The sequence below is a fragment of the Halomonas campaniensis genome, assembly GCF_002211105.1.
GTDB lineage: Bacteria > Pseudomonadota > Gammaproteobacteria > Pseudomonadales > Halomonadaceae > Vreelandella > Vreelandella campaniensis_A.
Map to the genome: position 1 here is coordinate 122,286 of NZ_JPUA01000043.1, position 21,652 is coordinate 143,937.

Genomic DNA, 21,652 nt, shown 5'->3' on the forward strand with positions numbered 1-21,652 from the left:
AGGTCATGGAATGCTTATCCTGGTCGTAGACGACGATCCGCTTGCCGGAGAAATGACGGCGGCACTGCTTGAGTCTCAGGGCCATAACACCTTGCTGGCCAGTGACGCGATGGAGGCCGTCGAGCAGTTAGACGCTCATAGCGATATCAAACTGATCGTCAGCGATATGCACATGCCCCTTGTCAGCGGATTAGCGCTGTTAGAGATGTTGCGCGAACAAGATAATCACCTGCCGTTTATTTTACTCACCGGCGACACCCCAGATACAACGCTACAGCAGACCCCTGGCCTGAACGCCTGTTTACGTAAAGATGCCGAACTTGCTTGGAACCTTGACGCTGCGGTGAAACAGACACTGGCACTCAACGGCTAAGCAACGCTTGATGCGATGAAAAGGATTAATCATGGAATGGATCGCCGCTTTCGATCACTTACGCAGGTAGTTTGATGTCTAAGCCCGCCCCTACGCTACACGATAAGCTAAACCAGCTACGTGAGCGTTTTATTGAGCAGCTTCCGTCCCGCTTAGCGCAAACCGCCGAGCTGTGGCAGCAGAGTCGCACGACGAGCGAAGAACAGTCGCGACTCGCGCCAGAGTTGCATCGTTTCTTTCATAGTTTGAAAGGAACCGGAAGGTCGCTGGGCTTTGAGCGGCTTGCCCTGCTGGCGGATCAGGCGGAAGAGGCACTCACTACCTCCCCCGCCCGCGCCGATATCGATGCGTTTATCAGTCAACTGCTTCTCCAGATGGGTCACGAACAGCAGCATCTACGCTCCCACCACGGTCAACAGCAAGCGCTGGCGGCCGTAAACAGCTTCGAGCTTTCCAGCCAGGTTGAACCACTGCGCAATAAGCGTCAGCGGTTAATTTATCTGTGCGACGATGAGCCCGAGCAGGTTGATCAATTAATCCATCACCTACGCTGCTTTGGTCACGAAGTCGTTCAGTTTATCGATACAGACACATTCTTTAACGCGGTGCTCACTCGTCGCCCTGACGCGGTGATCATGGATGTGCAGTTCCCCCAAGGCCAGACGGCAGGCACTGAAACCCTGACAAGCTTGAACAAACTGACAGGTCAACCGCTTCCCGCCATCGTTTTGTCGGCCCATAGCGACTTTCATTCACGCCTGAGTGCCGTTCGTGCAGGCTGCGGCGGCTACTTTACTAAACCGGTAAAACCGCTGGATCTGATGCTGGCAGTGGATGAACTGACCGCTCCGGCAGCGGAAGAGCCGCTGAAGGTGCTGGTAGTGGATGATGAGCCAGAAGCAGCCGCTTACCACGCTCTGTTGCTTGAAGAGGGCGGCATGAGCGTTCATCAGGTGCATCATCCCGCCGATGCACTTAATGCTATGGAGCGCTTTAGCCCCGACTTAGTGCTGGTCGATGTGTATATGCCGGTGTGTTCAGGGGAAGAGCTGGCATCGATTATTCGCCAGCAGCCGGAACACCTGGGGCTACCGATTATCTATCTCTCCAGTGAAACCGACAGCCAAAAGCAAATATCCGCAATGTCTGCGGGGGTTGAAGCCTTTCTTACCAAACCCGTTCAGCCCGAAGAGCTGGTTTCTGCCGTGCGGCTACGCGCCGAACGCCTGCGCCTACTGCGCTCGTTAATGACCCGCGACAGCATGACCGGGCTGTATAACCACAGCACTACCACCGAACTGATCAATAAAAACCTCGCTCAGGCTCACCGTGATAATAGCCAGCACGCCATGGCGATGATCGATATCGATCACTTCAAGCAGGTCAACGACACCCACGGTCATTTGGCGGGTGACCAGGTAATTATCACCCTGGCAAGACTATTAAAGAGCCGCCTGCGCCTCTCCGATATTATCGGCCGCTACGGCGGAGAAGAGTTTGTTGTACTGCTAAAGGGCATTAATGCTGAGAAAGCCGCCCCATTAATCGATAGCCTGCGCGAGGATTTTGCACTGGTCGATTTTCACGCCGGTGAGGTTCGCTTTCGCTGCACCTTTAGCGCAGGCATTAGCAGTTTCCCCGCACAACCTTCTACCGAGTCGCTGCGTTTAAGCGCCGACCAAGCGCTCTATCGCGCCAAACACCATGGTCGCAATCAGGTAGTGATATCGACGGAGCTGACCGATGACCGCTGAATTTTCCCGCGACGGCGAGGCGAATGATCAGCCGCCCGCGACCCAAACCCTGGACGAGGCATTGTCAGCACACGGCGATGCTGAGGCTGTGGTGGATGTTGATGAGCCCACCCAACAGCTGGTGCTCTTTCGGCTCAACGGCCAGCCTTTTGCACTACCCGGCAGCGCGGTGAGTGAAATTCTATCCAGCGACCAACCCGTCTATTACGTACCGGGACTGCCCGCCTCTACCGAAGGTGTGCTGCACCTGCGAGGCAAAATCGAGTCCGTCATTAGCCTGCATCGACTACTCGGTTTACCTGCACCGGAAGGCGACAGTAAGGGGATGATTCTATTAGTGAGCGCGGCGGGGATTACTAGCGGCGTACGTATTGAACAGCTTGATGATGTATCCGAGGTCAGCCAGAGTATACTGCAAGCGCCGCCAGAGACGCTTTCTGGTACGTTGCGCCCCTATGTCAGTGCCCTGTGGCAGAGAGCTGAGCGAGAAGCGCTTGCCCTGCTTGACCCAGAGGCGCTATTCGACGCTTACCAGCAGGGGCTTGGCTAAAGTGCCCTTACATCGCGGCCATCACGCACAAGCCCAGGTTGCCTTGGTGCTGTTTTGCGTAGGGCCTTACCGTGCTGCTCTGGAAGCATGCCATGTGCTGGCCATGACCGATCACCCTACGGCACTGCGCACCGCCAATGCTCAAACGCTGCTCTATGAAGGTGGAGACCATGACACCTCATCTAACCGCTGGCTCACCCTGCGCGACGCTCAAGCAGCCAGCGACAACAACAGCATTTGGCAACTGGGCGTGAGCGGTGACGTAACGCTTCAGCAACTGCCGGCCAATACGCTCTACCCGCTGCCTAAACTGCTGCTTTCCCGCCGATTCTCAACGGCGCTATGCGGGTTAACCTTCGACCAGCAGCAGCTAGTACTGCTACTGGATGCCCACAAGCTTAACCCCTAGCTTTCTCAGCCCCCTGCTCTTAGCCAGCCAACCACAAGCAGCTAATGGCATCACCCTCGGCTATGTTGCTATTGGCCGGAATGACCGCAAAGGCATCGGCGCTAATACAGGATGAGAGCACGCCGGAATTCTGGTCATTAAAGGCGGTCGCCGTCACCCCGCTTGGCGTGAACTCAAGCGTCACACGCATATAGTGCTCACGTGGGCCGGTGGAGGTAGCAAATCCCGCTTTCGCGGTTACCGCTGGCAGCGATGTTAGCGCCGGACAGCCCAGCATTGCGCCCAGTAAAGGGCGTAAAAACAGCCAGGCGCCGACAAATCCCGATACCGGATTGCCTGGTAAACCAACAAACCGCGCCAGGCTGCCGTCATTGCGAGGCAAACGACCCAGTGCTAGCGGCTTACCGGGGCGAATCGCCAGCTTCCACATATCGAGCTGACCAATCGCTTCCAGCGCAGCTTTGACATGATCCTCTTCACCGACGCTCACGCCGCCAGTGGTAACTACCAGGTCTGCCTCAGCAGCGGCGGCCGTTAACAGCGCCACGGTGCGTGTGTAGTCATCCGGCACGCTAACGGTACTCACCACCTCGGCGCCAAAGTTCTCTAACAGACGCCTAAGCATCGGTCGGTTTGAGTTGTACAGCTGCCCAGGCTTGAGCGGGGTGCCCGGATCGATAATCTCATCACCCGTCGAAAGCAGCGCCACACGGGGGCGTCGGCGCACGCTGACCTGGGTAATACCCTGGCCCGCCAAATGGCCCAGTGCCGCCGCTTCGAGCCGCTCACCGGCGTTGAGCAGCACGGAACCGCTCTTCACGTCGCGTCCTTTACGGCGAATGTTATCGCCTGCTGGTACATCTTCAGGCATCAGAGCACGTTCACCATCGACCTCTACCCGCTCCTGCATTACCACACAGTCGGCGCCGGGAGGAATCTCACCACCGGTAAAAATACGCGCACAGCTGCCGGGGGCAAGCGCTTTAGCCTGGGTGCCCGCCGCAATACGTTGACTCACCGGCAGCCACCGCCCAGCATCGGATGAACGCAGCGCGTAGCCATCCATCGCGCTGTTATCGAAGGGTGGCACATCCAGCTGTGCGGTGACGGCCTCGGCCAACACACGCCCTCCGGCGGCTTCCAGCGGAACGCTCTCTGCACCTAGTTCACTTACATCTGCTAACAGCGCCTCAAGCGCGGCGGATATCGGCTGCAAATCAGCCATGCTGCCCCCGGCCTGGGATGACCAGGTTGGCGAAGTTGCAGGGTTTGTGGCGGCTATCCAACTGCTCGGCCAGAATACCGTCCCATCCGGTGCGGCAGGCACCGGTTGAGCCGGGCAGGCAGAACACTACCGTGCCGTTGGCTAAGCCGCCGAGGCAGCGGCTTTGAATAGTGGAGCTGCCGATTTCCTCACCGCTTAGCTGACGAAAGCGTTCGCCAAAGCCTTCGATGCGCTTATCGAGCAGCACCGAGATGGCTTCCGGCGTGGAGTCGCGGCCAGTAAAGCCGGTGCCGCCGGTAGTGATCACTACCTGCACATCCGCCGCGGCGATCCAGTTCGCGACCACCGCGCGAATACGATAGACATCGTCAGGCACGATACGCTTTTCAGCGAGCGTGTGACCGGCGTTGGTTAGCCGCTCGACCAGGGCTTGACCACTGCGATCCGTCTCTTCCGTGCGGGTATCCGAGACCGTGAGTACCGCTATGTTGAGGGGCACCATTGGCTCACTCATTGACGTCACCCTTGTTTGGCTGCTTTCTTTTTGGCGTGGTGTGCTTCCCAGGCCGCCATTTGCTCAGGCGTAGCGGGCGGCTGATAAAGCTCCTTCCACTCGCTGTAAGGCATACCGTAAACGTACTCACGTGCCTCTTCGTAGTTGAGGCTTTCATCTCGCGCTTCAGCGGCACTCACCAGCCATTTAGATAAACAGTTACGGCAAAAGTCCGCCAGAATCATCAGATCGATATTCTGGACGTCTTTGTTATCGTCCAGATGCTGTAGCAAACGCCGAAACGCGGCGGCTTCAAGCTCGGTGCGCGTGGTTGGGTCTAACTCATCAAACGCTGACATAACCGTTCCTCTCATACATGGCTTGGGTTATTTAATAATTTAAGGTGAAGCATAACAAAAGACACCGCCGAAAGGCGGTGTCTTAGCGACCATTAAATGCTTATTAACTGGTTCGCGTTGCCGTCGGCTCACTGCTGCCGCCAGATGACTTGCGTGCCGCCACCTCTTGTTCCGATAGCGTTTGGTCTTTGACTTCTTCGTACCAAAGATTATGGTGCTCTTTGGCCCAGGTCTCATCCACATAGCCCGTGGTCATACCTTCTAGCGCGCCTTCGGTACCCAGTGTGCCGATATAGATATGCCCGAGGGAAACCGCCGTAAGCCCCAAGGCCCCCACAGCGTGAATAATATTGGCCCACTGCATGGTGTCACGGCTCTGGTCAAAATTGGGGAAGTCGAGCACAAAACCGCTGGCAACCACTAAGATGCCCACCGTCGCTAACAGCCAGTACCAGGCTTTTTCACCACCGTTGGCAAAACCAGCATCCACATGCTTTTTGCCAATCATACCGCCGCCTTTCTTGAACCATACCCAGTCGTGCTTTTTGGGAATATTGTCTTTGATCAAGCTGACCAGCAGGATCACCAGCAGAATGCCAAAGATCGGCCCCAGGTAGTTATGCAGCACTTTTGTCGCCGCAATCATCCAGGCCCAAATCCCATCGCCAAACAGTGGACGGAACACGAATTTACCGAACAGCAGCGTCATCCCGGTCAGCGCCAAAATGATAAATAGCGTTGCTACCGTCCAGTGCAGCGCGCGTTTCATCAGCGTCCAACGCAAGAGCAGACGCCCCGTGCGCGGCGCCTCAAGCTCTTTACGCCCGACAATGAAGTAGAACAGCGCGATCAGCGCCGCCATGCCAAATACCGCGATCAAACCAAACGGCGATACCCAGCGGTTACGAATCTGCCGCCAGGTTTCACCGCTTGAATTGATCAGGCTGTAGTTACTGTCAGCGCGTGAATCACGGTAATTGGGCCCAGTTTCTCCACTACGTACCTGGCGCCACTGGTCGGCGGTAATGCCGGGGGCTGCAGTGGTCATCTCGCGATCAGGATCCGCTTGGGCAACGGCCACTTGCGTGAAACCGAGGCTTAGCACCAGAGCAAGCGCCACCAACATAAAGCGCCAAATACCCAGGGCGAGCCCTTTACCTGAGCGCGGCACCCCACCGGGTGCCTGTGCAGTCAACAGGTTCATGACACGCCTCCTTACCCTTTATGGGCAGCATCATAGGCTAGGTTGTCGGCACTGGCCTGAGGGTTATTAGACCAGGCGCCATCTTTGTGCCCGCGATGAACCACGCGCTGACGGAAGATATCGGCCACGTCTTGGGCATCACCGGCAAGCAGCGCTTTGGTGGAGCACATCTCAGCACACAGCGGCAGCTTACCTTCGGCAATGCGGTTGGAGCCGTACTTCTGATACTCCTCTTCTTTGCTTTCGGCAGGGCCGCCCGCGCAGAAGGTGCATTTGTCCATCTTGCCGCGCTCACCAAAGGCATCCTGCTGGGGAAACTGCGGGGCGCCAAACGGGCAGGCGTAGAGGCAGTAGCCACAGCCGATGCAGAGGTCTTTGTCGTGCAGCACGATGCCGTCATCGGTTTTGTAGAAGCAGTCGGTGGGGCACACCGCCATACAGGGTGCGTCGTCACAGTGCATACAGGCCACTGAGATAGACATTTCACTGGCTTCACCGTCGTTGAGCGTGACCACGCGGCGGCGCTGAATGCCCCACTCAACATCGTTGGCATTTTTACACGCGGTGACGCAGCCGTTGCATTCGATGCAGCGCTCGGCGTCACACATAAATTTCATTTGAGCCATGGTGTTCTCCTCATGCCGGTGCGGGATGGCTCCCGCACCGTCGTGCTGTCAGGTCGGTCGCGACTTTTTTCTAAGCTTACGCCCGCTCAATGCGGCAAATGGTGCACTTGGTCTCTTGCATCAGTGTCACCGGATCGTAGCCGTAGGTGGTCGCGGTATTGGCCGCCTCACCGATGATGTACGGATCAGACCCATCCGGGTAACGGTCACGCAGGCTTTCGCCCTGGAACATGCCGCCAAAGTGGAACGGCATAAACGCCACGTTACGATCGACGCGAGGCGTGACCAGCGCTTTGACTTTGACACGGCCACCTTCAGCGCCTTCCACCCAGACATCGTCGCCATCTTTGATGCTGAGGTCGTTGGCGTCCGCCGGGTTGATCTCGACGAACATCTCCTGCTGAAGCTCAGCAAGCCACGACATGGAGCGCGTCTCTTCACCGCCGCCTTCATACTCAACCAGTCGCCCAGAGGTGAGAATCATTGGATACTCACCGGTGTTGTCGCGATCCTGAATGGTTTTGTACATGGTCGGCAGACGCATGATGGAGTCGAAGTCGTCCCAAGTAGGGAAGCGTTCAACCAAATCGCGCCGCGTGGTGTAGAGCGGCTCACGGTGCTTCGGCACCTGGTCGGGGAAAGTCCAGACCACGGCGCGTGCCTTGGCGTTGCCGTAGGGCGCACAGCCATGCTCAATGGTGACACGCTGGATACCGCCAGAGAGGTCGGTTTTCCAGTTTTTGCCTTCCGCCGCCTGCTTCTCTTCGGCAGTCAGGTCGTCCCACCAGCCTAGGTCTTTGAGCAGTTGGTCATTGAACTCTGGATAGCCGTCGTCGATATCGCCGCCAACCGGCGCTGACCCTTCCGCCAGAAGGTTGACGCCATCACGCTCGATACCAAAACGAGCGCGGAAACCCATGCCGCCTTCCATCACCGGCACGCTGGTGTCGTAAAGATTAGGCGAGCCTGGGTGGCCGAACTCAGGCGTGCCCCAGCAGGGCCACGGCAAGCCGTAGTAGTCACCATCCGCCGGGCCACCCTCTGCACGCAGGTTCTCGAAGCTGAAGGTGTGCCAGTTTTTCTGGTGCTCTTTGAGTCGCTCGGGGCTTTGCCCGGTGTAGCCGACCGTCCACATACCGCTGTTGATTTCGCGTAGAATATCGTCGATGAGCGGCTCGTCACCGTTCATCTGATAGTTCTTGACCAGCTCATTACCGAAGCCCAGCTTACGAGCAAACAGGTACATGATTTCGTGGTCGGGCTTGGACTCGAAGAGCGGCTCAATCACGCGGTCACGCCACTGAATCGAACGGTTAGTCGCGGTGACGCTGCCAGTGGTTTCGAACTGGGTGGCCGCTGGCAGCAGATAGACGCCGTCGCTGCGGTCGTGCATAACGGCAGCAACGGTGGGATAAGGGTCAACGATGACCATCATCTCAAGCTTCTGCATGGCTTTTTGCATTTCGACGCCGCGGGTCTGGGAGTTAACCGCGTGGCCCCAGTAGAACATCGCTTTCAGCGCGGTACGCTGAGAGATGTTCTCGTCCTCTTCGAGCACGCCGTCGACCCAGCGGGAGACCGTAATACCGGCGGTGTACATCGGCTTGCCGTCGGCATATTCGGTATCGTCATAGCGGCCTTTTAGCCACTCGTAGTCGAGATCCCATACCTGCGCCCAGTGCTGCCAGGCGCCTTCCGCCAAGCCGTAGTAACCCGGCAAAGAGTCACAGCCAAGGCCAAGGTCAGTTGCGCCCTGGACGTTATCGTGGCCGCGCAGGATATTAGCGCCGCCGCCCGCCACACCGATATTCCCCAGCGCCAGCTCAAGAATGCAATAAGCGCGGGTATTGTTGTTACCGGTGGTGTGCTGGGTGCCGCCCATACACCAGACCACACAGCCAGGCCGGTTGTCGGAGAGGCGTTTGGCAACATCGTACATCTCGGCTTCGGGAACGCCGGTGACTTCTTCTACAACGCTGGGCGGGAAGTTGGCGACTTCAGCGCGCACTTCATCCATACCGTAAACGCGCTGATTGATGTACTCGTTATCTTCCCAGCCGTTTTCAAAGATGTGCCACAGCAGGCCCCAGATATAGGCGACGTCAGAACCGGGGCGTAGACGCACGTACTTGTTGGCCTTGGCGGCAGTCCGGGTAAAGCGCGGGTCAGCGACGATGATGTCGCAATTGTTGCGCTCTTTGGCGATCAGAATATGCTGCATCGCCACCGGGTGCGCTTCACTGGGGTTAGAGCCAATGAACAGAATCGCCTTGCTGTTATGCATATCGTTGAGCGAGTTGGTCATCGCTCCATAACCCCAGGTATTTGCCACGCCCGCCACGGTAGTGGAGTGGCAGATACGCGCCTGGTGGTCGGTGTTGTTGGTGCCCCACAGCGAGGCAAGCTTGCGCATTAAATACGCCTGCTCGTTGCTGAACTTCGCCGAGCCCAGCCAGTAAACGCTGTCCGGGCCGTGCTCTTCGCGCAGCTCAAGCAGTTTGTCGCCAATCTCGTTAATGGCGTCATCCCAGCTCATACGCTCCCACTCACCCGCTACCAACTTCATTGGGTACTTGAGGCGCCGCGTGGAGTGGCCGTGCTGGCGCAGCGAAGCGCCTTTCGCGCAGTGCGCACCACGGTTGATGGGGTGATCAAAAGCGGGTTCTTGCTTGGTCCAAATGCCCTCTTGAACTTCGGCATACACGCCACAACCCACTGAACAGTGGGAGCAGATGGTGCGTTTGGTCTCGACCGGGGAATCCAGCACGGGTGTCTTATCGGCGGCTTCTGAGCGCTGCATCATCGGCGCGCCCATGAAGCCAACGGCGGCCACTCCGCCGGTGGCTGCACCACTGCGTTTAAGGAACTGGCGGCGGGAAATACCCAGCCCGGAGGCCTTGGGGGTGTCTGTTTTGCGAGTTAAGCGCATGGCAAATCTCCTGGCATTCCGCCGTCAGTCACGCAGCGAGGCGTAATAAGCACGGACGTGATCAGTCTCACGGTAGTTAACCGACTGTTTTTCGTTTTTCACCGGGGCCGTTTCGGCCTGGGCCAGAGTGACATGGCCGACAGCCGCTGCAGCGCCAGCAGCAGCGGTTCCCAATCCAACGGTTTTCATAAACCGGCGGCGCTCAGCGTTGTGTGACGGTTGCATGGGTTTCTCCTCTTGCATGCTTTTTATGCGGGTCTTTTTATGCTGTTTTTGCTTTTGCTGTTTCTTTTATGAAGCCTGCGTTACGGCTCAAGAATACGCACTGGCGTATGGCCCGCATCAACCCTCAAGCGAGCCTGTTCACTCTCCATAAAAGCGCCACCCAACTCCCCCAGCGCTGCATAGAAAGCGGTGTCTACCTGCCCAAGGTCGGCAAAACAACTGACCGCCCAAGGGGCTAAATGTTGGTCAAAGAAATAGCGCTGCTCGGCGCTTTCGGCGTCAATCAGCATCGCCATCACTTCACACAGGGCCGCCAAATGATCTTCAGGATCCCGAGTATGCTCACTGCGTTCAAAACCGAGCACTTTTAGGTCTTGGCGCAGCGCCACCAGCGCCGCTTCCATCAATTCGCCGTTGCGGTACCAGGAGGCATAGGGCACTACCTCACCTTGAATTACACCAACCAGGTGGCGAAAGTGCGCTCGCTGCAGTCCCTCAGTACTCGCACCGTTGGCGGCGACAGCCAACGCCTGCCAGCACTCTGCCAAGCGGCTGCCATCTTGCTCGATAGCTAGTTCAGCCAACCAGTCAAGTAACTCAGTATCCGGCGGTTGGCGCAGCAGCGTGGCTAACAGCCGGTAGATATCGGCGCGTAGCGCATCGGCTTCTTTGAGCGTGGGCAGTGCATCCGTCATCGGCTTATACCTTCAGTTGCGCGTCAGGATCGCGAATCATGGTTTTCCAAACATCTTTAACCCGGCAGTCTTCGCACATTTCCAGCCGGATCATCGCATCACCGGCGAAGTAAGGGTGGTTAGCCAGTTTCTGTTTAATGGTCGCTACCGTGCTGACGGTGGCAAACGGCTTACCACAGCTAATACACTCAAACGCCGCCTCTTCATGACAGATATAGCGCGTTTCACGGGCATTGGAGGCCAGGAAGCCGGGCATCAGGGTAATCGCATTTTCCGGGCAGGCCTGCTCGCACAAACCACACTGCACGCAGTCCGCTTCAAGGAAGCTCAGCGCGGGTGTTTTGCCACCCGACTTCAGTGCCGGGGTCGGGCAGTTGCTGACGCAGGCGTGGCACAGTGTGCAGGCATCACTATCGACCTGAATGGCACCGTAGGCAGCGCCTGCCGGTACGGCAACACGCTCGCCGCTAGGATTGCCCAGCTCGGCCAGGCGCGCCAGGACACGGTTCAAACGTGCACGCTTTTCTGGCTCGGGCAGGCTCAGGGGAGTCTCTGTCAATGGCGTAAGCGACGGTAGCGCATCCCGCCCTGCTGAATCGGCAATATCAATCAGCTTTACGCGAGCGCAATCATGGCCCAAGGCGCTCAGCAACGCGTGCGCTTGAGCAACCTGGTCGGTCAAAAAAGCACTTAAGCGGGCAGGCATATTGGGGTGAAGCTGGATACGCACTTCGGCGGCGCCGGAGGCCAGGGCGGTTAGCCACTGATCGTGACCGGCGGCGCCCAGCTCTTCTAGCGGCGCGTCAATGACATGGCCTGCGGGCACGACACCCGCGGCGCGCTCAGCGTCCTGGGAATCATGGGTAATAAAGCGCAGCACCGGTGCTTGGCCGCCCGCTTCGCGGTAGGCGCTAAGCCACGCGGAGAGGGTATCCTGTTGGCGGCGGGTTTCAGGCAGGCGGAATTCGATAGCGCCAGTGGGACAAGCGCTGGTGCAACTGCCGACACCTTGGCAGAGAAACGGATCAATCTCGATATGCGACTCAATGCGCCCTTTAATGCTGGAGATGGCATCCGCCGGACAGACGTCCAAACAGCGGGTGCAGCCAATATTGCCGCTGGTGGAGTGGGCACATAAGTCGCTATTGACCTGAAAATAACGCGGCTTATCGAATTCGCCCACCAGCCCCACAAAATCGTCAAGGATATCGCTGCGTTGCTCAACGTTTTGCCACTGCATCACCACATAGCCCGGCGGGGGTAACTCAACGGGTAGGCGAGGAGTGGTATTTAAATCCAGGATGAGGTCAAACGCCTCTCGCTGGATCAACGCACGGGCAAGATCAAGCGGCTCATCACCATCAAGCATCGCTTTGAACATGCCCAAATGGCCGCTAATGTGCAGCTTTTCGGCCTGGCCACGGGTTAGCGCCTGGGTCGTGAGGATCTCGGTGGCAGCAAGCAAATCGCTATCCGTCACTTCTTGGTCAACATCTGCGGCGTTGGGCGCGGTAAAGAGCAGGGTCAATGAAGCCAAACCACGCCCTTGCAGAATGCGTGCAGCCTGCCGGGTATCGCGCTCACTGCCGAGCAGCAGCGCATGACCGCGACTGTGATAGGTCACATTGGCAGGCGTCAGGTTAGCGGGCCAAGAGATACGCTGGCGTACCGTCTCCCGAGCCTCGGCATTGCGCTGGTCGTCTAGGGACGCCAGTTGGATTCGTTGGTTCATGCGCTCTCACGGTCAGGTGAATAATTCTTATTATAATTTTGAGTTATATTATTTAACTATTGTGGCATAACAATGCGTTGACGCTAAGTTCAGCCTATGGCGAAATCCATAAATTGCCAACCTGATTACCGTCAACGCTGCCAACGCTGGGGAGCTCTTTCGCTCCTAAACCGTTGACTTATATAGACTTAACGTTGATCTCATGTTTTCGTCTTAGTATCAGATAAATAATCAGACTGGTCGTCTAGCGGCGCATTTTTTACAGTGTTGCCACTGTCAACGCAAGATATTGAGGACGTATCCTCTAACGTAACCGCTTGCTCATTGGTCGGCTCGTCGGCTGTCCGCTCTTTTGGAGACTCGGGCTCGGTGTCCTCTAGCGACTTATCAACGACTTCTTCCACTTTATGTGTCCAGCGGCGGAGCGTGCTGGCGAGCCCAGAGCTCATGGGCTTCAATAGCTTGTTGTAGTCAGCATCGTAGTCGTCCAGACCATCCCGAACGTTGTAGTTACCCGTGGCCCACAGTCGCTTCAAGGCTTGTCTGCGTAAAGGGCCGCTTACCCCTGGTGCCATAAAAGCGCTAAAGTCGCTGCCTGCTTCCAATGTATTTGGATCAGGCAAGGTATGGTCGAGACTGCCGGGTTCTGGTTCCCGTTCTGGCACTTGCGGTGTGTCAGTTGGCTGTTGCGGCTGCTCGGTCTCATTATAAGCCGCTGCATTCGACTCCGCAGCCGTTTCATCGCTTGTTGGTGCGTCCGCGGGAGATACGTCTTCTTGCGTTGGCACATTACGCTTAAGCCGCGACCAGCGCTCTAAACGACTCATTCTGGCTGCTCCTTGGTGGGCGTCTCTTTGCCACGCCCTGCCCCTTTGCGTTTCTTCTTACGCATTTCCAGCGGTGCTTCGCCGTGGCGCGCGAGATAGCTCTCGATCCAGACCTCAATGGCCATCGGCATCGGCGCTTCAAGCACCTGCTGCTCGCCGTCCATCCAGCCGGCCGCCACATCCTGGCTAGCGGTAATCGCATCAGGCTTGGGTGTTTGCCCGGTAAAACCCGCCCGCACAAATAGTCGTGGGGTGGCAGACGTCAGGTTGAAACGGTAGGCAGCACGCTCGGTCATCGACAGTTGCAGGTTAAGCACATTGGGGCCCTGATCACTCAGGGTAAGCTCTGCAATACGCCACTGGGTTAGCGTAAAGCTTTTCACCTGCTTAGGCTCGGCGACCAGGGTGATACTCAGTGAACGTAAATTATCAGACATCGCGTAAAACCCCTTAGCGAAGTATCTAAGCAAAGTACTTGAGTACAGAACTTAAGCACAGTACTTAAGCACAGTACTTAAGCGAAGCACCTAGACTTTGAACGGATAGCAGTTGAACAGGTAGACAAGTAAGCCTCTCCAGCGCCATCATCGTCAACTCTGACCTTTTTACTCAGGTATTTTATCAGGGTCAGATGCTTTCATATTCAGCAGCGAGGATTGCGGATGCACGCCCTTCAGTTAAGCCGAGCCCGCTTACCGGCCACCACCGAGATCAGCATCGTGGATGAGTATGGCGATTCGCGCCAGCAGGCGATTGCCGCTGAAAGAGCGTTGACCGTCTACCTCAACAAGCGTGAAATTGTCACTTTGATGACCTTGGGTGACGACCCGGAGGCTCTGGTGGTCGGCTATTTGCGTAATCAGGGGCTGCTGAACGCCGCGGAAGACTTAGAAGCCGTACAAGTCGACTGGGAGGTAGAAGCGGCGGTAGTGATTACTCGCCATCTGCCCGAGGATTTGGAAGTACGCTTAAGCACCCGTACGGTCACCACCGGCTGCGGCCAGGGCACGGTATTTGGTAAGCTGCTCGATCAAACCGCTCTCACGGCGCTGCCCGATACTCAATTGGCACAATCCACGCTTTATCAGTTGCTGCAAAACCTTAACGCCTACAACGAGACCTACCGCAGCGCTGGCGCCGTTCATGGCTGCGCGCTGTGCCAGCAAACCGACGTACTCGACTTTGTTGAGGACGTAGGACGCCATAACGCGGTGGATACCCTGGCCGGGCGTCAATGGCTACAACAGGCCGATAGCGCAAATGCGGACATTTTTTACACCACCGGACGGCTAACGTCGGAGATGGTATTGAAGGTAGCGCAAATGGGTATTAGCGTGCTGGTCTCTCGCTCAGGCGTCACCCAGAAAGGCGTCGAACTGGCCGAACGCTTTGGCGTGATGCTAATCGCCCGCGCCAAAGGGCGCCATTTCCAAGCAATCAACACCCAAAACCGTTTAGCCCTGGACGCTATTCCACCTCGCCCATCCCATGCCCGCTCATCTCAAGAATATCGCTCATCAAAAAAGGCAAGCTCATGATCCCCACTCACGACCTCACTGGCATGATTCTCGCTGGCGGCGAAGGGCGCCGAATGGGCGGCCGCGACAAGGGGCTTGAACCTTTTGCAGGCCTGCCGCTAGTCGGCCATGTGGTCAAGCGCCTTGAAGGCCAGGTGGCCGAGCTGGTGATTAACGCCAATCGCAATGCCGACGCTTACCGCTTTTTCGCTGATCGAGTCATTGCTGATGCTGAAGATGGCTTTAAAGGCCCGCTGATGGGCATTTATAGCGGCCTGCGCGCGGCAAAAACCCCCTGGCTGTTAGTGGCTCCCTGCGACTCCCCCGCCCTGCCCGATGATTTAGTCGCCCGCATGGTGGCAGGCATCGCCTCAGAGAACGGCCAGCATGACATCGCCGTGGCCTTTGATGGTGAACGGCTGCACCCGGTGGTTGCCCTGCTGCACACTTCACTGGCCGATGACTTGGCCGAGACCCTTGCCGGGGGCGAGCGCAAAATTGACCGCTGGTACGCCCGCCACGACTGGTGCAAGGTCGATATGTCGGACTGCCCCGACGCCTTTGCCAATCTCAATACCGAAGAGGAGAAGCTGCGCCTGGAGAAGGTACTCATGGGCTCTCCGAGTAAGGAGGTGAAATGACCCTCTCCTGCTTTGACCTGGGCGAACAAATGATTAGCGTGGACGAAGCGCGCCAAGCGCTCGCCACCCTGATTGAACGCCCGCTGGGCAGCGAAAGTATCCCTTTGGCGCAGGCCCACGGCCGCCGCTTGGCAGCAACCGTTCAAGCCCCCATTAACGTGCCGCAAAACACCAATGCGGCCATGGATGGCGTGGCGCTAGCCTTGCCTAAGAGAGGCGTTGGCGCCAAGCAAGCCCATTGGCCGCTGGCCGGTGAAGTGTTGGCCGGGCAGTACCGCCGCGAGCTAGTGCCTGCCGGACACTGTGTACGCATCACCACTGGCGCCCCCTTACCGCCGGGCACCGATACAGTGGTGATGAGTGAACAGTTGCGCGAATCGCTAGATGAGCAGCCAGCGCATGTGATCATTAAGTCGCCCGAACTTCTCAAACACGGCCAACACGTTCGCCAGGCCGGTGAAGATATAGCCATTGGTGACACGGCTCTGCCTGAGGGGGCACGGCTTGATGCGGCGTCTCTGGGGCTTTTAGCCTCCTTGGGTTATGCCGAAATCAGCGTTTGCCGTCGCCCGAAAGTAGCGATCTTCTCCACCGGCAACGAAGTCACTGCGCCTGGCGAGCCGCTACCCAAGGCAGGCATTTATGACGCCAACCGCTTTACGCTAATGGGTCTGCTAACCGAACAGGGAGCCGAGGTGATTGACCTGGGCATTCTGCCGGACGACTTAAGCGCGACGAAAGCGGCCCTGGAGAACGCCGCCCAGCAGAGCGATCTGGTGCTCACCAGCGGCGGCGTATCGGTGGGCCAGGCGGATTTTACCCGCGAAGCATTAGAGCAACTGGGCCGTTTAGCCTTCTGGCGGGTAGCGCTGCGCCCTGGGCGCCCTATGGTTTGTGGCTGGCTAGGCGAAAGGCACACTCCGTTTGTTGGCTTACCCGGCAATCCGGTGGCGGTCATGGTAACCTTTCTGCAGTTTGTAAAGCCTCTCCTGGATCGGCTTGATGGGCAACCACTGTCGCCACCCAATCGTCTTACTGCGATTGCCGATAACGCGTTAAAAAGCCGCTACAAACGCACTGATTTTATTCGCGGCGTCTACCATACTGATGAGCATGGGCAGTTACACGTGCGCAGTACCGGCGCCCAGGGCTCGGGGATTTTAACCTCGATGGTGGCTGCTAACTGTTTGATTGAGCTTACCGATGACCAAGACAGCGCCCAACCAGGCGAGGTAGTCAGCATACAACCGCTAACGGGATGGCTATGAGCGAGCAACGAACCGCACAACAGCAATCTGGCCAACAGCAATCCACCCAAGTGCAAGCTGGCCAGCAACTGATCGATGACTTTGGTCGGCGCGTTAGCTACGTGCGTATCTCGGTCACCGATCGCTGCGATTTCCGCTGCGTGTACTGTATGAGCGAGGAGATGACCTTTCTGCCCCGCGCCCAGGTACTGACGCTGGAAGAGATCGCCATGGTCGCCCGTGCCTTTACCGAGCTAGGGGTGGAGAAGATTCGCCTGACTGGGGGCGAGCCACTGGTTCGTCGCGGCATTGAGCAACTGGTCGATGAGATCGGCGCCATGCCAGGCCTTAACGACTTCACCATGACCACCAACGGCGCCAGCCTGCGCAAGCACGCCAAGCAGCTTTACGCCAGCGGCCTGCGGCGGCTGAATATCAGCCTGGATTCCCTGGATGCGGAGCGCTTTAAGCAGCTCACCCGCACCGGAGATTTGGCCAAAGTGATCGACGGCATCCACGCCGCCCAGGAAGCGGGTTTTAAGCGTATCAAGCTCAATGCAGTGATCTTGAAAGGCCGTAACGACGACGAAGTCATCGACCTGGTCACCTTTGCCCGTCAGGAAAATCTCGATATTAGCTTTATCGAAGAGATGCCGCTGGGCGATGTCTCCGACCACTCACGGGCGGAAACCTTTTACTCCAGCGATGATGTCCAGGCACTGATTGAGTCCCGCTATCCGTTAATTCCCACGACCGAAACGACTCCTGGGCCATCCCGCTACTTCAAAATGGCGGATAGCGATAGCCGGGTAGGGTTTATTTCGCCCCATAGTCACAATTTTTGCGACACCTGCAACCGGGTACGCGTGACGGTTGAGGGTCGTTTGCTGCTCTGTCTAGGCAACGAGCACTCGGTAGATCTGCGCGCCGTGCTGCGCCGCCACCCCGGCAATATGCAGGCGCTGAAAGAGGCCATCATCAATGCCCTGCCGCTCAAGCCGGAGCGCCACCACTTCACCACCGATGGTGATGTGCAGGTGGTGCGTTTTATGAATATGACGGGGGGGTAGTCGTTGGCAGTGTCAGCAGGAGTGGCTAGCAGAAAAGTGCCGGTACATATCATCACCGGCTTTCTCGGCAGTGGCAAAACCACGCTTATCCACAGCTTGATTGAGCAGAAGCCTGTGGATGAAAAGTGGGCCATCCTGGTTAACGAGTTTGGCCAGATAGGCATCGACCAAGCCATGTTCGACGCCCGCGATGATGTGGTCATCAAGGGCCTGCCCGGCGGCTGCCTCTGCTGCCAGCTCGCCTTTGTTCTACAAGCGGCGCTCGTTAATCTGCTGGCACGCAGTAAACCCGACCGGGTCATCATCGAGCCCTCTGGCCTTGGCCACCCGGCTGGTCTGCTGGATCTTCTGCGTGGTGAGGCTTTTCATGAGGTGGTTGAGGTGCGCGACATTATTGCCACCCTCGACCCACGCCGGTTAGATGACGCCCGCGCTCGGCAGCACGATACCTTTCGTGACCAGCTCGATATGGCCGACGCCGTGGCGCTCACTATGCTCGACCAGAGCACGCCCGAACAGCTCAGCGCTGCCCACGCTTTTGTGGCTGAGCGCTGGCCGCCGCGCAAGTGGGTGCAGGAAGCCACCCAAGGCGAGCTGCCAATGTCACTGTTAGTGCAGAGCGGCAACGCCGAAGCAAGTGATATTAGCGTGCCCGCCAGCCATCAACAGTTGGCGGCAACGCCCAGCCTGGAAGGCTCGTTTTTTGACGCCCCTCCCCCTCCCGGCAAGCCCCAGCGAGAAACCGGCACCTCCCTGGGTTACACCAGTACGGGGTTGCGCTGGCACCCAAGCGAGCGCTTCGACCTGGATAGCCTGGCCAATTGTTTGGGAGAACTGCCCCAGCAAGCGCGCATCAAAGGAGTGTTCCATACTGATAGCGGCTGGAAACGCCTTAATCGCGCTAACGGCGCCTTGAGTATCGAAACCAGCGCGTGGCGGCAAGACTCCCGACTGGAAGTCATCCTTCCCGCTACCGCCCCCACTATCGATATAGAAGCTCGGCTCTGCTCGCTAACGCTGGCTTAATCACCAATAATCAATCTCTCAATGGCCGCAGCCGTGACCGGACGCCCAAACAGATAGCCTTGATAAGCGTGGCAGTCGTGGGCCAGTAGCCACGCCTGCTGCGCTTTGGTTTCCACCCCCTCGGCAATAACCTCTAGATTGAGGCTCTCTGCCAGAACAATGGTACTCTCCACAATCGCCGCATTGGCCTGACTTTCCAGCACCTGCTGCACAAAGGATTGATCGATTTTAAGCTGATCCAGCGGCAGTTGGGCCAAATACGCCAGCGATGAGTAACCGGTGCCGAAATCATCCAGAGAGAAACGCACGCCACGCGCTTTCAGGGCGAGCATTTTATCCCGGGCGTCATCCCGCGCTTCCACAAACAGTGACTCCGTCACTTCCAGCTTTAGCTGTTGAAGCGGCGCCTGGGTACGCGCAAAAACCCCTTCTACTCGGGCCAGAAATTGCTCATCGCGAAACTGGAGCGGACTGATATTCACCGATATGGTCAATTGGCTTAGTCGGGGGTGCTGCGCCCAACGCGCTAATTGATAGCAGGCGTCCTCCAAGACCCATTCGCCCACATCGTTTATCAATTCATTGCTTTCCAGCAGCGGTATAAAGTCGCCTGGAGAGACCATGCCACGCTCAGGATGATGCCAGCGCAGCAGCGCTTCAACGCCAGTGATCGTTCCGTAGTGATCAACCTGTGGCTGGTAATAGAGCTGCCACTGCTGACTGGCCTGGGCTTGGCGCAGATCCGACTCTAACTTTACATGGGCCAATAGCGCTGCCTGCATTGAAGGATCAAAAAAGCAGAGCCCGTGGCGACCATTGCTCTTAGCCTGAAAGAGCGCCATATCCACCTGCTGCAGATAGTCATCAACGCCGTACTCATTGCTCGCCATAATCGTAATACCAATGCTCCCCGTCACCATGATGCTCTCTTCGGCGAGCGTGATTGGCTCGTTAAGGGTCGCTAGCAATTTATAGGCGATACGCTCCACCAGCCGCGTGGTCTGAGCATCATTGCTATCCACGCCCTCAATTAAGACCGCAAATTCATCGCTCCCCAGCCGCGCCAAAGTGTCGGTATCCCGCAACATCTGGCCCATCCGTCGTGCCACGCTCTGTAGTACCTGATCTCCCGCATAGTGACCCAAGGTGTCATTGATTTGCTTAAAGTTGTCGATATCGATAAACAGTAGCGCTCCGCAACGCTGATGGCGCTGAAGCTCCTTAAGGGCAGTGCCCATGCGATCCATAAACAGTCGCCGGTTCGCCAACCCGGTTAGGGTGTCATAAAACGCCAGCTGATGAATCTCCTGCTCAGCGGCTTTACGCTCGCTGATATCGCTCATAGTGGCCACGTAGTGAGTTAAGGTGCCCTCATCACTGTAGACAGCACTTATGGTTAGCCACTCGGGAAACAGTTCACCATTCTTACGCTGGTTCCATATCTCGCCTTCCCAGTTACCGGTTTTGATAACACGCTTCCATAAACGCCGGTAAAAGGTGGCATTTTGTAGACCAGAGCTGAACATGCGAGGGTTGTTACCGACTATCTCGGCTTCGCTATAGCCAGTGATACGGCTGAAGGTCTCATTAACCTTGAGTATGGTGCCCCGAGGATCGGTGATTAGAATGCCTAAATGTGTTTGAAAGGCGGCAGCGGCGATTTGCGCCTCGGCACGGGCCTGCTCACGCTCTTCAATGCGCTGGCGCAGTTGATGCGCCAACGCTAAACGGTTCAGGTAGTGGCGTACCCCCCAAGCGCCCAACAGGGCAATGACTGCCGTCACCAGCATTAAAATCAAAGCGCGCTGCCGCCAGGCGGAAAGCAGCTCGTGAAGGTCTACGCCGACCACGGCCAGCATGGGATACTCGCCCACCCTCAGTACCCGAAACAGACGCTTACGGCCATCAATAGGCGAGTTAAAGTTGATTGACCAAGTAGACTCGCCACGGGTAAGCCACTCAACCGTTTCAGGGCTATCTATAGTCGTACCGATCGAAAATGACGCTTCCGGTATAGGGTACCGGGCAATAAACTTTAAATCGGAATCAACCAGGGCAATGCTCTCACCATCGTAGACACTCATCTGCTCAAGCGAGTCGGCAAATACTTGCGGTAGAACGCGAGAAATCACTACCCCGGCAAAATCACCGTGCGAGCTTTCAAAGCGCCGACCGTGGTACAAATAGAAGCGCTGATCACTTGTGGATAAGTTGAGTGGGGTAATTTTCTCCTGCTCTCTACCCTCTTCAAAATCGCTAAAAAAAGTCGTTGCCCGGATATTGAAGTTGGTATTCCATTTACCGCTGCCACTCGCCAGCAAACGTCCCTCGGCATCTATAATGACTATTTCGTCAATCATAGGCATATACTGGGTAAGGTTTTCCAACGAACGTTGAAGCTCTTCCATGTGTTCGCTATCAGTCATTCCTTGCAGCGCTAATAGTTCTGTTAGCCCAAATAATGCTTGACCACTTTGTGCAAACACGCCTTTTGCCCACTCATTGACCACGTTGGCACGGGCGGTAATACGAGACTCGGCAGCCGTAATTTCTTGCCTATACTGTTCGCTCAGCAGCCAACCGAAAAGTACCATCATGACAAGCAGTGCTAGCAGATATAGCGCAATCACATGGCGACGCTGTTGCCGGTAAGTCTTGGTAGCTTTCAACACATCATCATTTACATTAGTGGAGGTAGCGGACATCGCGCAGAAGCCTTATGCAGGTAACCCTTGGAGACACCTGATAGA

The 21,652-nt window shown here is 57.0% G+C and carries 21 protein-coding genes; 9 read left to right on the forward strand and 12 right to left on the reverse strand.

Features of this window, described 5'->3' with window-relative positions; translation table 11 throughout:
• Positions 1-10: 10 nt before the first annotated feature.
• The 4 genes from JI62_RS20040 (at position 11) to JI62_RS20055 (ending at position 3,086) form a co-directional block, all read left to right on the forward strand.
• Positions 11-373 carry a response regulator gene (locus JI62_RS20040; RefSeq protein ID WP_088701869.1) on the forward strand — a complete coding sequence of 121 codons (363 nt, stop codon included), beginning with the start codon at positions 11-13 and terminating at the stop codon, positions 371-373.
• A gap of 74 nt (positions 374-447) precedes the next feature.
• Positions 448-2,127, forward strand: coding sequence for a diguanylate cyclase (locus tag JI62_RS20045; RefSeq protein ID WP_088701870.1), 1,680 nt, complete (start codon positions 448-450; stop codon positions 2,125-2,127).
• Entirely contained in the window at positions 2,117-2,677 is a 561-nt protein-coding gene (locus JI62_RS20050; protein WP_088701871.1) for a chemotaxis protein CheW, read from the forward strand. Before JI62_RS20045 ends, JI62_RS20050 begins: the two co-directional genes overlap by 11 nt.
• 1 nt (position 2,678) lies before the next feature.
• Positions 2,679-3,086, forward strand: a complete 408-nt coding sequence (locus tag JI62_RS20055) for a hypothetical protein (RefSeq protein ID WP_088701872.1) — start codon at positions 2,679-2,681, stop codon at positions 3,084-3,086.
• Positions 3,087-3,105: 19 nt separating this feature from the next.
• Here JI62_RS20055 and JI62_RS20060 read toward each other — a convergent pair whose 3' ends face one another.
• From JI62_RS20060 to JI62_RS20110, 11 genes are all read right to left on the reverse strand, one after another.
• On the reverse strand, positions 3,106-4,311 hold the full coding sequence (locus JI62_RS20060; protein WP_088701873.1) for a molybdopterin molybdotransferase MoeA: 1,206 nt from the start codon (positions 4,309-4,311) through the stop codon (positions 3,106-3,108).
• Positions 4,304-4,825, reverse strand: a complete 522-nt coding sequence (moaB, locus tag JI62_RS20065) for a molybdenum cofactor biosynthesis protein B (protein WP_088701874.1) — start codon at positions 4,823-4,825, stop codon at positions 4,304-4,306. Before moaB ends, JI62_RS20060 begins: the two co-directional genes overlap by 8 nt.
• A 5-nt stretch (positions 4,826-4,830) precedes the next feature.
• Positions 4,831-5,163 (reverse strand): DUF1244 domain-containing protein, encoded by a 333-nt coding sequence (locus JI62_RS20070; protein WP_088701875.1) that lies wholly within the window; start codon positions 5,161-5,163, stop codon positions 4,831-4,833.
• A 103-nt stretch (positions 5,164-5,266) separates the two neighbouring features.
• Positions 5,267-6,367 carry a formate dehydrogenase subunit gamma gene (locus JI62_RS20075; protein WP_088701876.1) on the reverse strand — a complete coding sequence of 367 codons (1,101 nt, stop codon included), beginning with the start codon at positions 6,365-6,367 and terminating at the stop codon, positions 5,267-5,269.
• Positions 6,368-6,378: 11 nt separating this feature from the next.
• The gene (fdh3B, locus tag JI62_RS20080; protein ID WP_007112726.1) at positions 6,379-6,993 is read right to left on the reverse strand and encodes a formate dehydrogenase FDH3 subunit beta; all 615 of its coding nucleotides are present in this window, start codon (positions 6,991-6,993) and stop codon (positions 6,379-6,381) included.
• Between the two features lie 76 nt (positions 6,994-7,069).
• Positions 7,070-9,922: a molybdopterin-dependent oxidoreductase gene (locus tag JI62_RS20085; protein WP_088701877.1), complete on the reverse strand. Its 2,853-nt coding sequence runs from the start codon at positions 9,920-9,922 to the stop codon at positions 7,070-7,072.
• Positions 9,923-9,946: 24 nt separating this feature from the next.
• Positions 9,947-10,147 (reverse strand): twin-arginine translocation signal domain-containing protein, encoded by a 201-nt coding sequence (locus tag JI62_RS20090; protein ID WP_088701878.1) that lies wholly within the window; start codon positions 10,145-10,147, stop codon positions 9,947-9,949.
• An 80-nt stretch (positions 10,148-10,227) separates the two neighbouring features.
• Positions 10,228-10,842 (reverse strand): TorD/DmsD family molecular chaperone, encoded by a 615-nt coding sequence (locus JI62_RS20095; protein WP_088701879.1) that lies wholly within the window; start codon positions 10,840-10,842, stop codon positions 10,228-10,230.
• 4 nt (positions 10,843-10,846) lie between these two features.
• Entirely contained in the window at positions 10,847-12,574 is a 1,728-nt protein-coding gene (locus tag JI62_RS20100; RefSeq protein WP_088701880.1) for a 4Fe-4S dicluster domain-containing protein, read from the reverse strand.
• Positions 12,575-12,774: 200 nt separating this feature from the next.
• Positions 12,775-13,401 (reverse strand): DUF3306 domain-containing protein, encoded by a 627-nt coding sequence (locus JI62_RS20105; protein ID WP_088701881.1) that lies wholly within the window; start codon positions 13,399-13,401, stop codon positions 12,775-12,777.
• Entirely contained in the window at positions 13,398-13,838 is a 441-nt protein-coding gene (locus tag JI62_RS20110; protein WP_088701882.1) for a DUF3305 domain-containing protein, read from the reverse strand. The genes JI62_RS20105 and JI62_RS20110 overlap by 4 nt, the downstream gene beginning before the upstream one ends.
• A gap of 225 nt (positions 13,839-14,063) precedes the next feature.
• Between JI62_RS20110 and JI62_RS20115 the strand changes: the two genes are divergently transcribed.
• From JI62_RS20115 to JI62_RS20135, 5 genes are read left to right on the forward strand one after another with little or no spacing between them, the layout of a single operon-like run.
• Positions 14,064-14,939 (forward strand): formate dehydrogenase accessory sulfurtransferase FdhD, encoded by an 876-nt coding sequence (locus tag JI62_RS20115; RefSeq protein WP_088701883.1) that lies wholly within the window; start codon positions 14,064-14,066, stop codon positions 14,937-14,939.
• Complete coding sequence (gene mobA / locus JI62_RS20120) at positions 14,936-15,559, forward strand: molybdenum cofactor guanylyltransferase MobA (protein ID WP_088701884.1); 624 nt, start codon at positions 14,936-14,938, stop codon at positions 15,557-15,559. The genes JI62_RS20115 and mobA overlap by 4 nt, the downstream gene beginning before the upstream one ends.
• A complete protein-coding gene (moeA, locus tag JI62_RS20125; RefSeq protein ID WP_088701885.1) occupies positions 15,556-16,827 on the forward strand; it encodes a molybdopterin molybdotransferase MoeA in 1,272 nt (423 codons plus the stop codon). The genes mobA and moeA overlap by 4 nt, the downstream gene beginning before the upstream one ends.
• Positions 16,824-17,876 carry a GTP 3',8-cyclase MoaA gene (gene moaA / locus JI62_RS20130; protein WP_240513314.1) on the forward strand — a complete coding sequence of 351 codons (1,053 nt, stop codon included), beginning with the start codon at positions 16,824-16,826 and terminating at the stop codon, positions 17,874-17,876. Before moeA ends, moaA begins: the two co-directional genes overlap by 4 nt.
• Before the next feature lie 36 nt (positions 17,877-17,912).
• Positions 17,913-18,902, forward strand: coding sequence for a CobW family GTP-binding protein (locus JI62_RS20135; RefSeq protein WP_240513315.1), 990 nt, complete (start codon positions 17,913-17,915; stop codon positions 18,900-18,902).
• Here the strand turns inward: JI62_RS20135 and JI62_RS20140 are convergent.
• Complete coding sequence (locus JI62_RS20140; RefSeq protein WP_088701886.1) at positions 18,899-21,607, reverse strand: bifunctional diguanylate cyclase/phosphodiesterase; 2,709 nt, start codon at positions 21,605-21,607, stop codon at positions 18,899-18,901. The genes JI62_RS20135 and JI62_RS20140 overlap by 4 nt on opposite strands.
• Positions 21,608-21,652: the final 45 nt, after the last annotated feature.

Coding starts and splice junctions, on each gene's coding strand:
- JI62_RS20040 (WP_088701869.1), top strand. CDS start 11: ATGCTTATCCTGGTCGTAGACGACGATCCGCTTGCCGGAGAAATGACG.
- JI62_RS20045 (WP_088701870.1), top strand. CDS start 448: ATGTCTAAGCCCGCCCCTACGCTACACGATAAGCTAAACCAGCTACGT.
- JI62_RS20050 (WP_088701871.1), top strand. CDS start 2,117: ATGACCGCTGAATTTTCCCGCGACGGCGAGGCGAATGATCAGCCGCCC.
- JI62_RS20060 (WP_088701873.1), bottom strand. CDS start 4,311: ATGGCTGATTTGCAGCCGATATCCGCCGCGCTTGAGGCGCTGTTAGCA.
- moaB (WP_088701874.1), bottom strand. CDS start 4,825: ATGAGTGAGCCAATGGTGCCCCTCAACATAGCGGTACTCACGGTCTCG.
- JI62_RS20070 (WP_088701875.1), bottom strand. CDS start 5,163: ATGTCAGCGTTTGATGAGTTAGACCCAACCACGCGCACCGAGCTTGAA.
- JI62_RS20075 (WP_088701876.1), bottom strand. CDS start 6,367: ATGAACCTGTTGACTGCACAGGCACCCGGTGGGGTGCCGCGCTCAGGT.
- fdh3B (WP_007112726.1), bottom strand. CDS start 6,993: ATGGCTCAAATGAAATTTATGTGTGACGCCGAGCGCTGCATCGAATGC.
- JI62_RS20085 (WP_088701877.1), bottom strand. CDS start 9,922: ATGCGCTTAACTCGCAAAACAGACACCCCCAAGGCCTCCGGGCTGGGT.
- JI62_RS20090 (WP_088701878.1), bottom strand. CDS start 10,147: ATGCAACCGTCACACAACGCTGAGCGCCGCCGGTTTATGAAAACCGTT.
- JI62_RS20095 (WP_088701879.1), bottom strand. CDS start 10,842: ATGACGGATGCACTGCCCACGCTCAAAGAAGCCGATGCGCTACGCGCC.
- JI62_RS20100 (WP_088701880.1), bottom strand. CDS start 12,574: ATGAACCAACGAATCCAACTGGCGTCCCTAGACGACCAGCGCAATGCC.
- JI62_RS20105 (WP_088701881.1), bottom strand. CDS start 13,401: ATGAGTCGTTTAGAGCGCTGGTCGCGGCTTAAGCGTAATGTGCCAACG.
- JI62_RS20110 (WP_088701882.1), bottom strand. CDS start 13,838: ATGTCTGATAATTTACGTTCACTGAGTATCACCCTGGTCGCCGAGCCT.
- JI62_RS20115 (WP_088701883.1), top strand. CDS start 14,064: ATGCACGCCCTTCAGTTAAGCCGAGCCCGCTTACCGGCCACCACCGAG.
- mobA (WP_088701884.1), top strand. CDS start 14,936: ATGATCCCCACTCACGACCTCACTGGCATGATTCTCGCTGGCGGCGAA.
- moeA (WP_088701885.1), top strand. CDS start 15,556: ATGACCCTCTCCTGCTTTGACCTGGGCGAACAAATGATTAGCGTGGAC.
- moaA (WP_240513314.1), top strand. CDS start 16,824: ATGAGCGAGCAACGAACCGCACAACAGCAATCTGGCCAACAGCAATCC.
- JI62_RS20140 (WP_088701886.1), bottom strand. CDS start 21,607: ATGTCCGCTACCTCCACTAATGTAAATGATGATGTGTTGAAAGCTACC.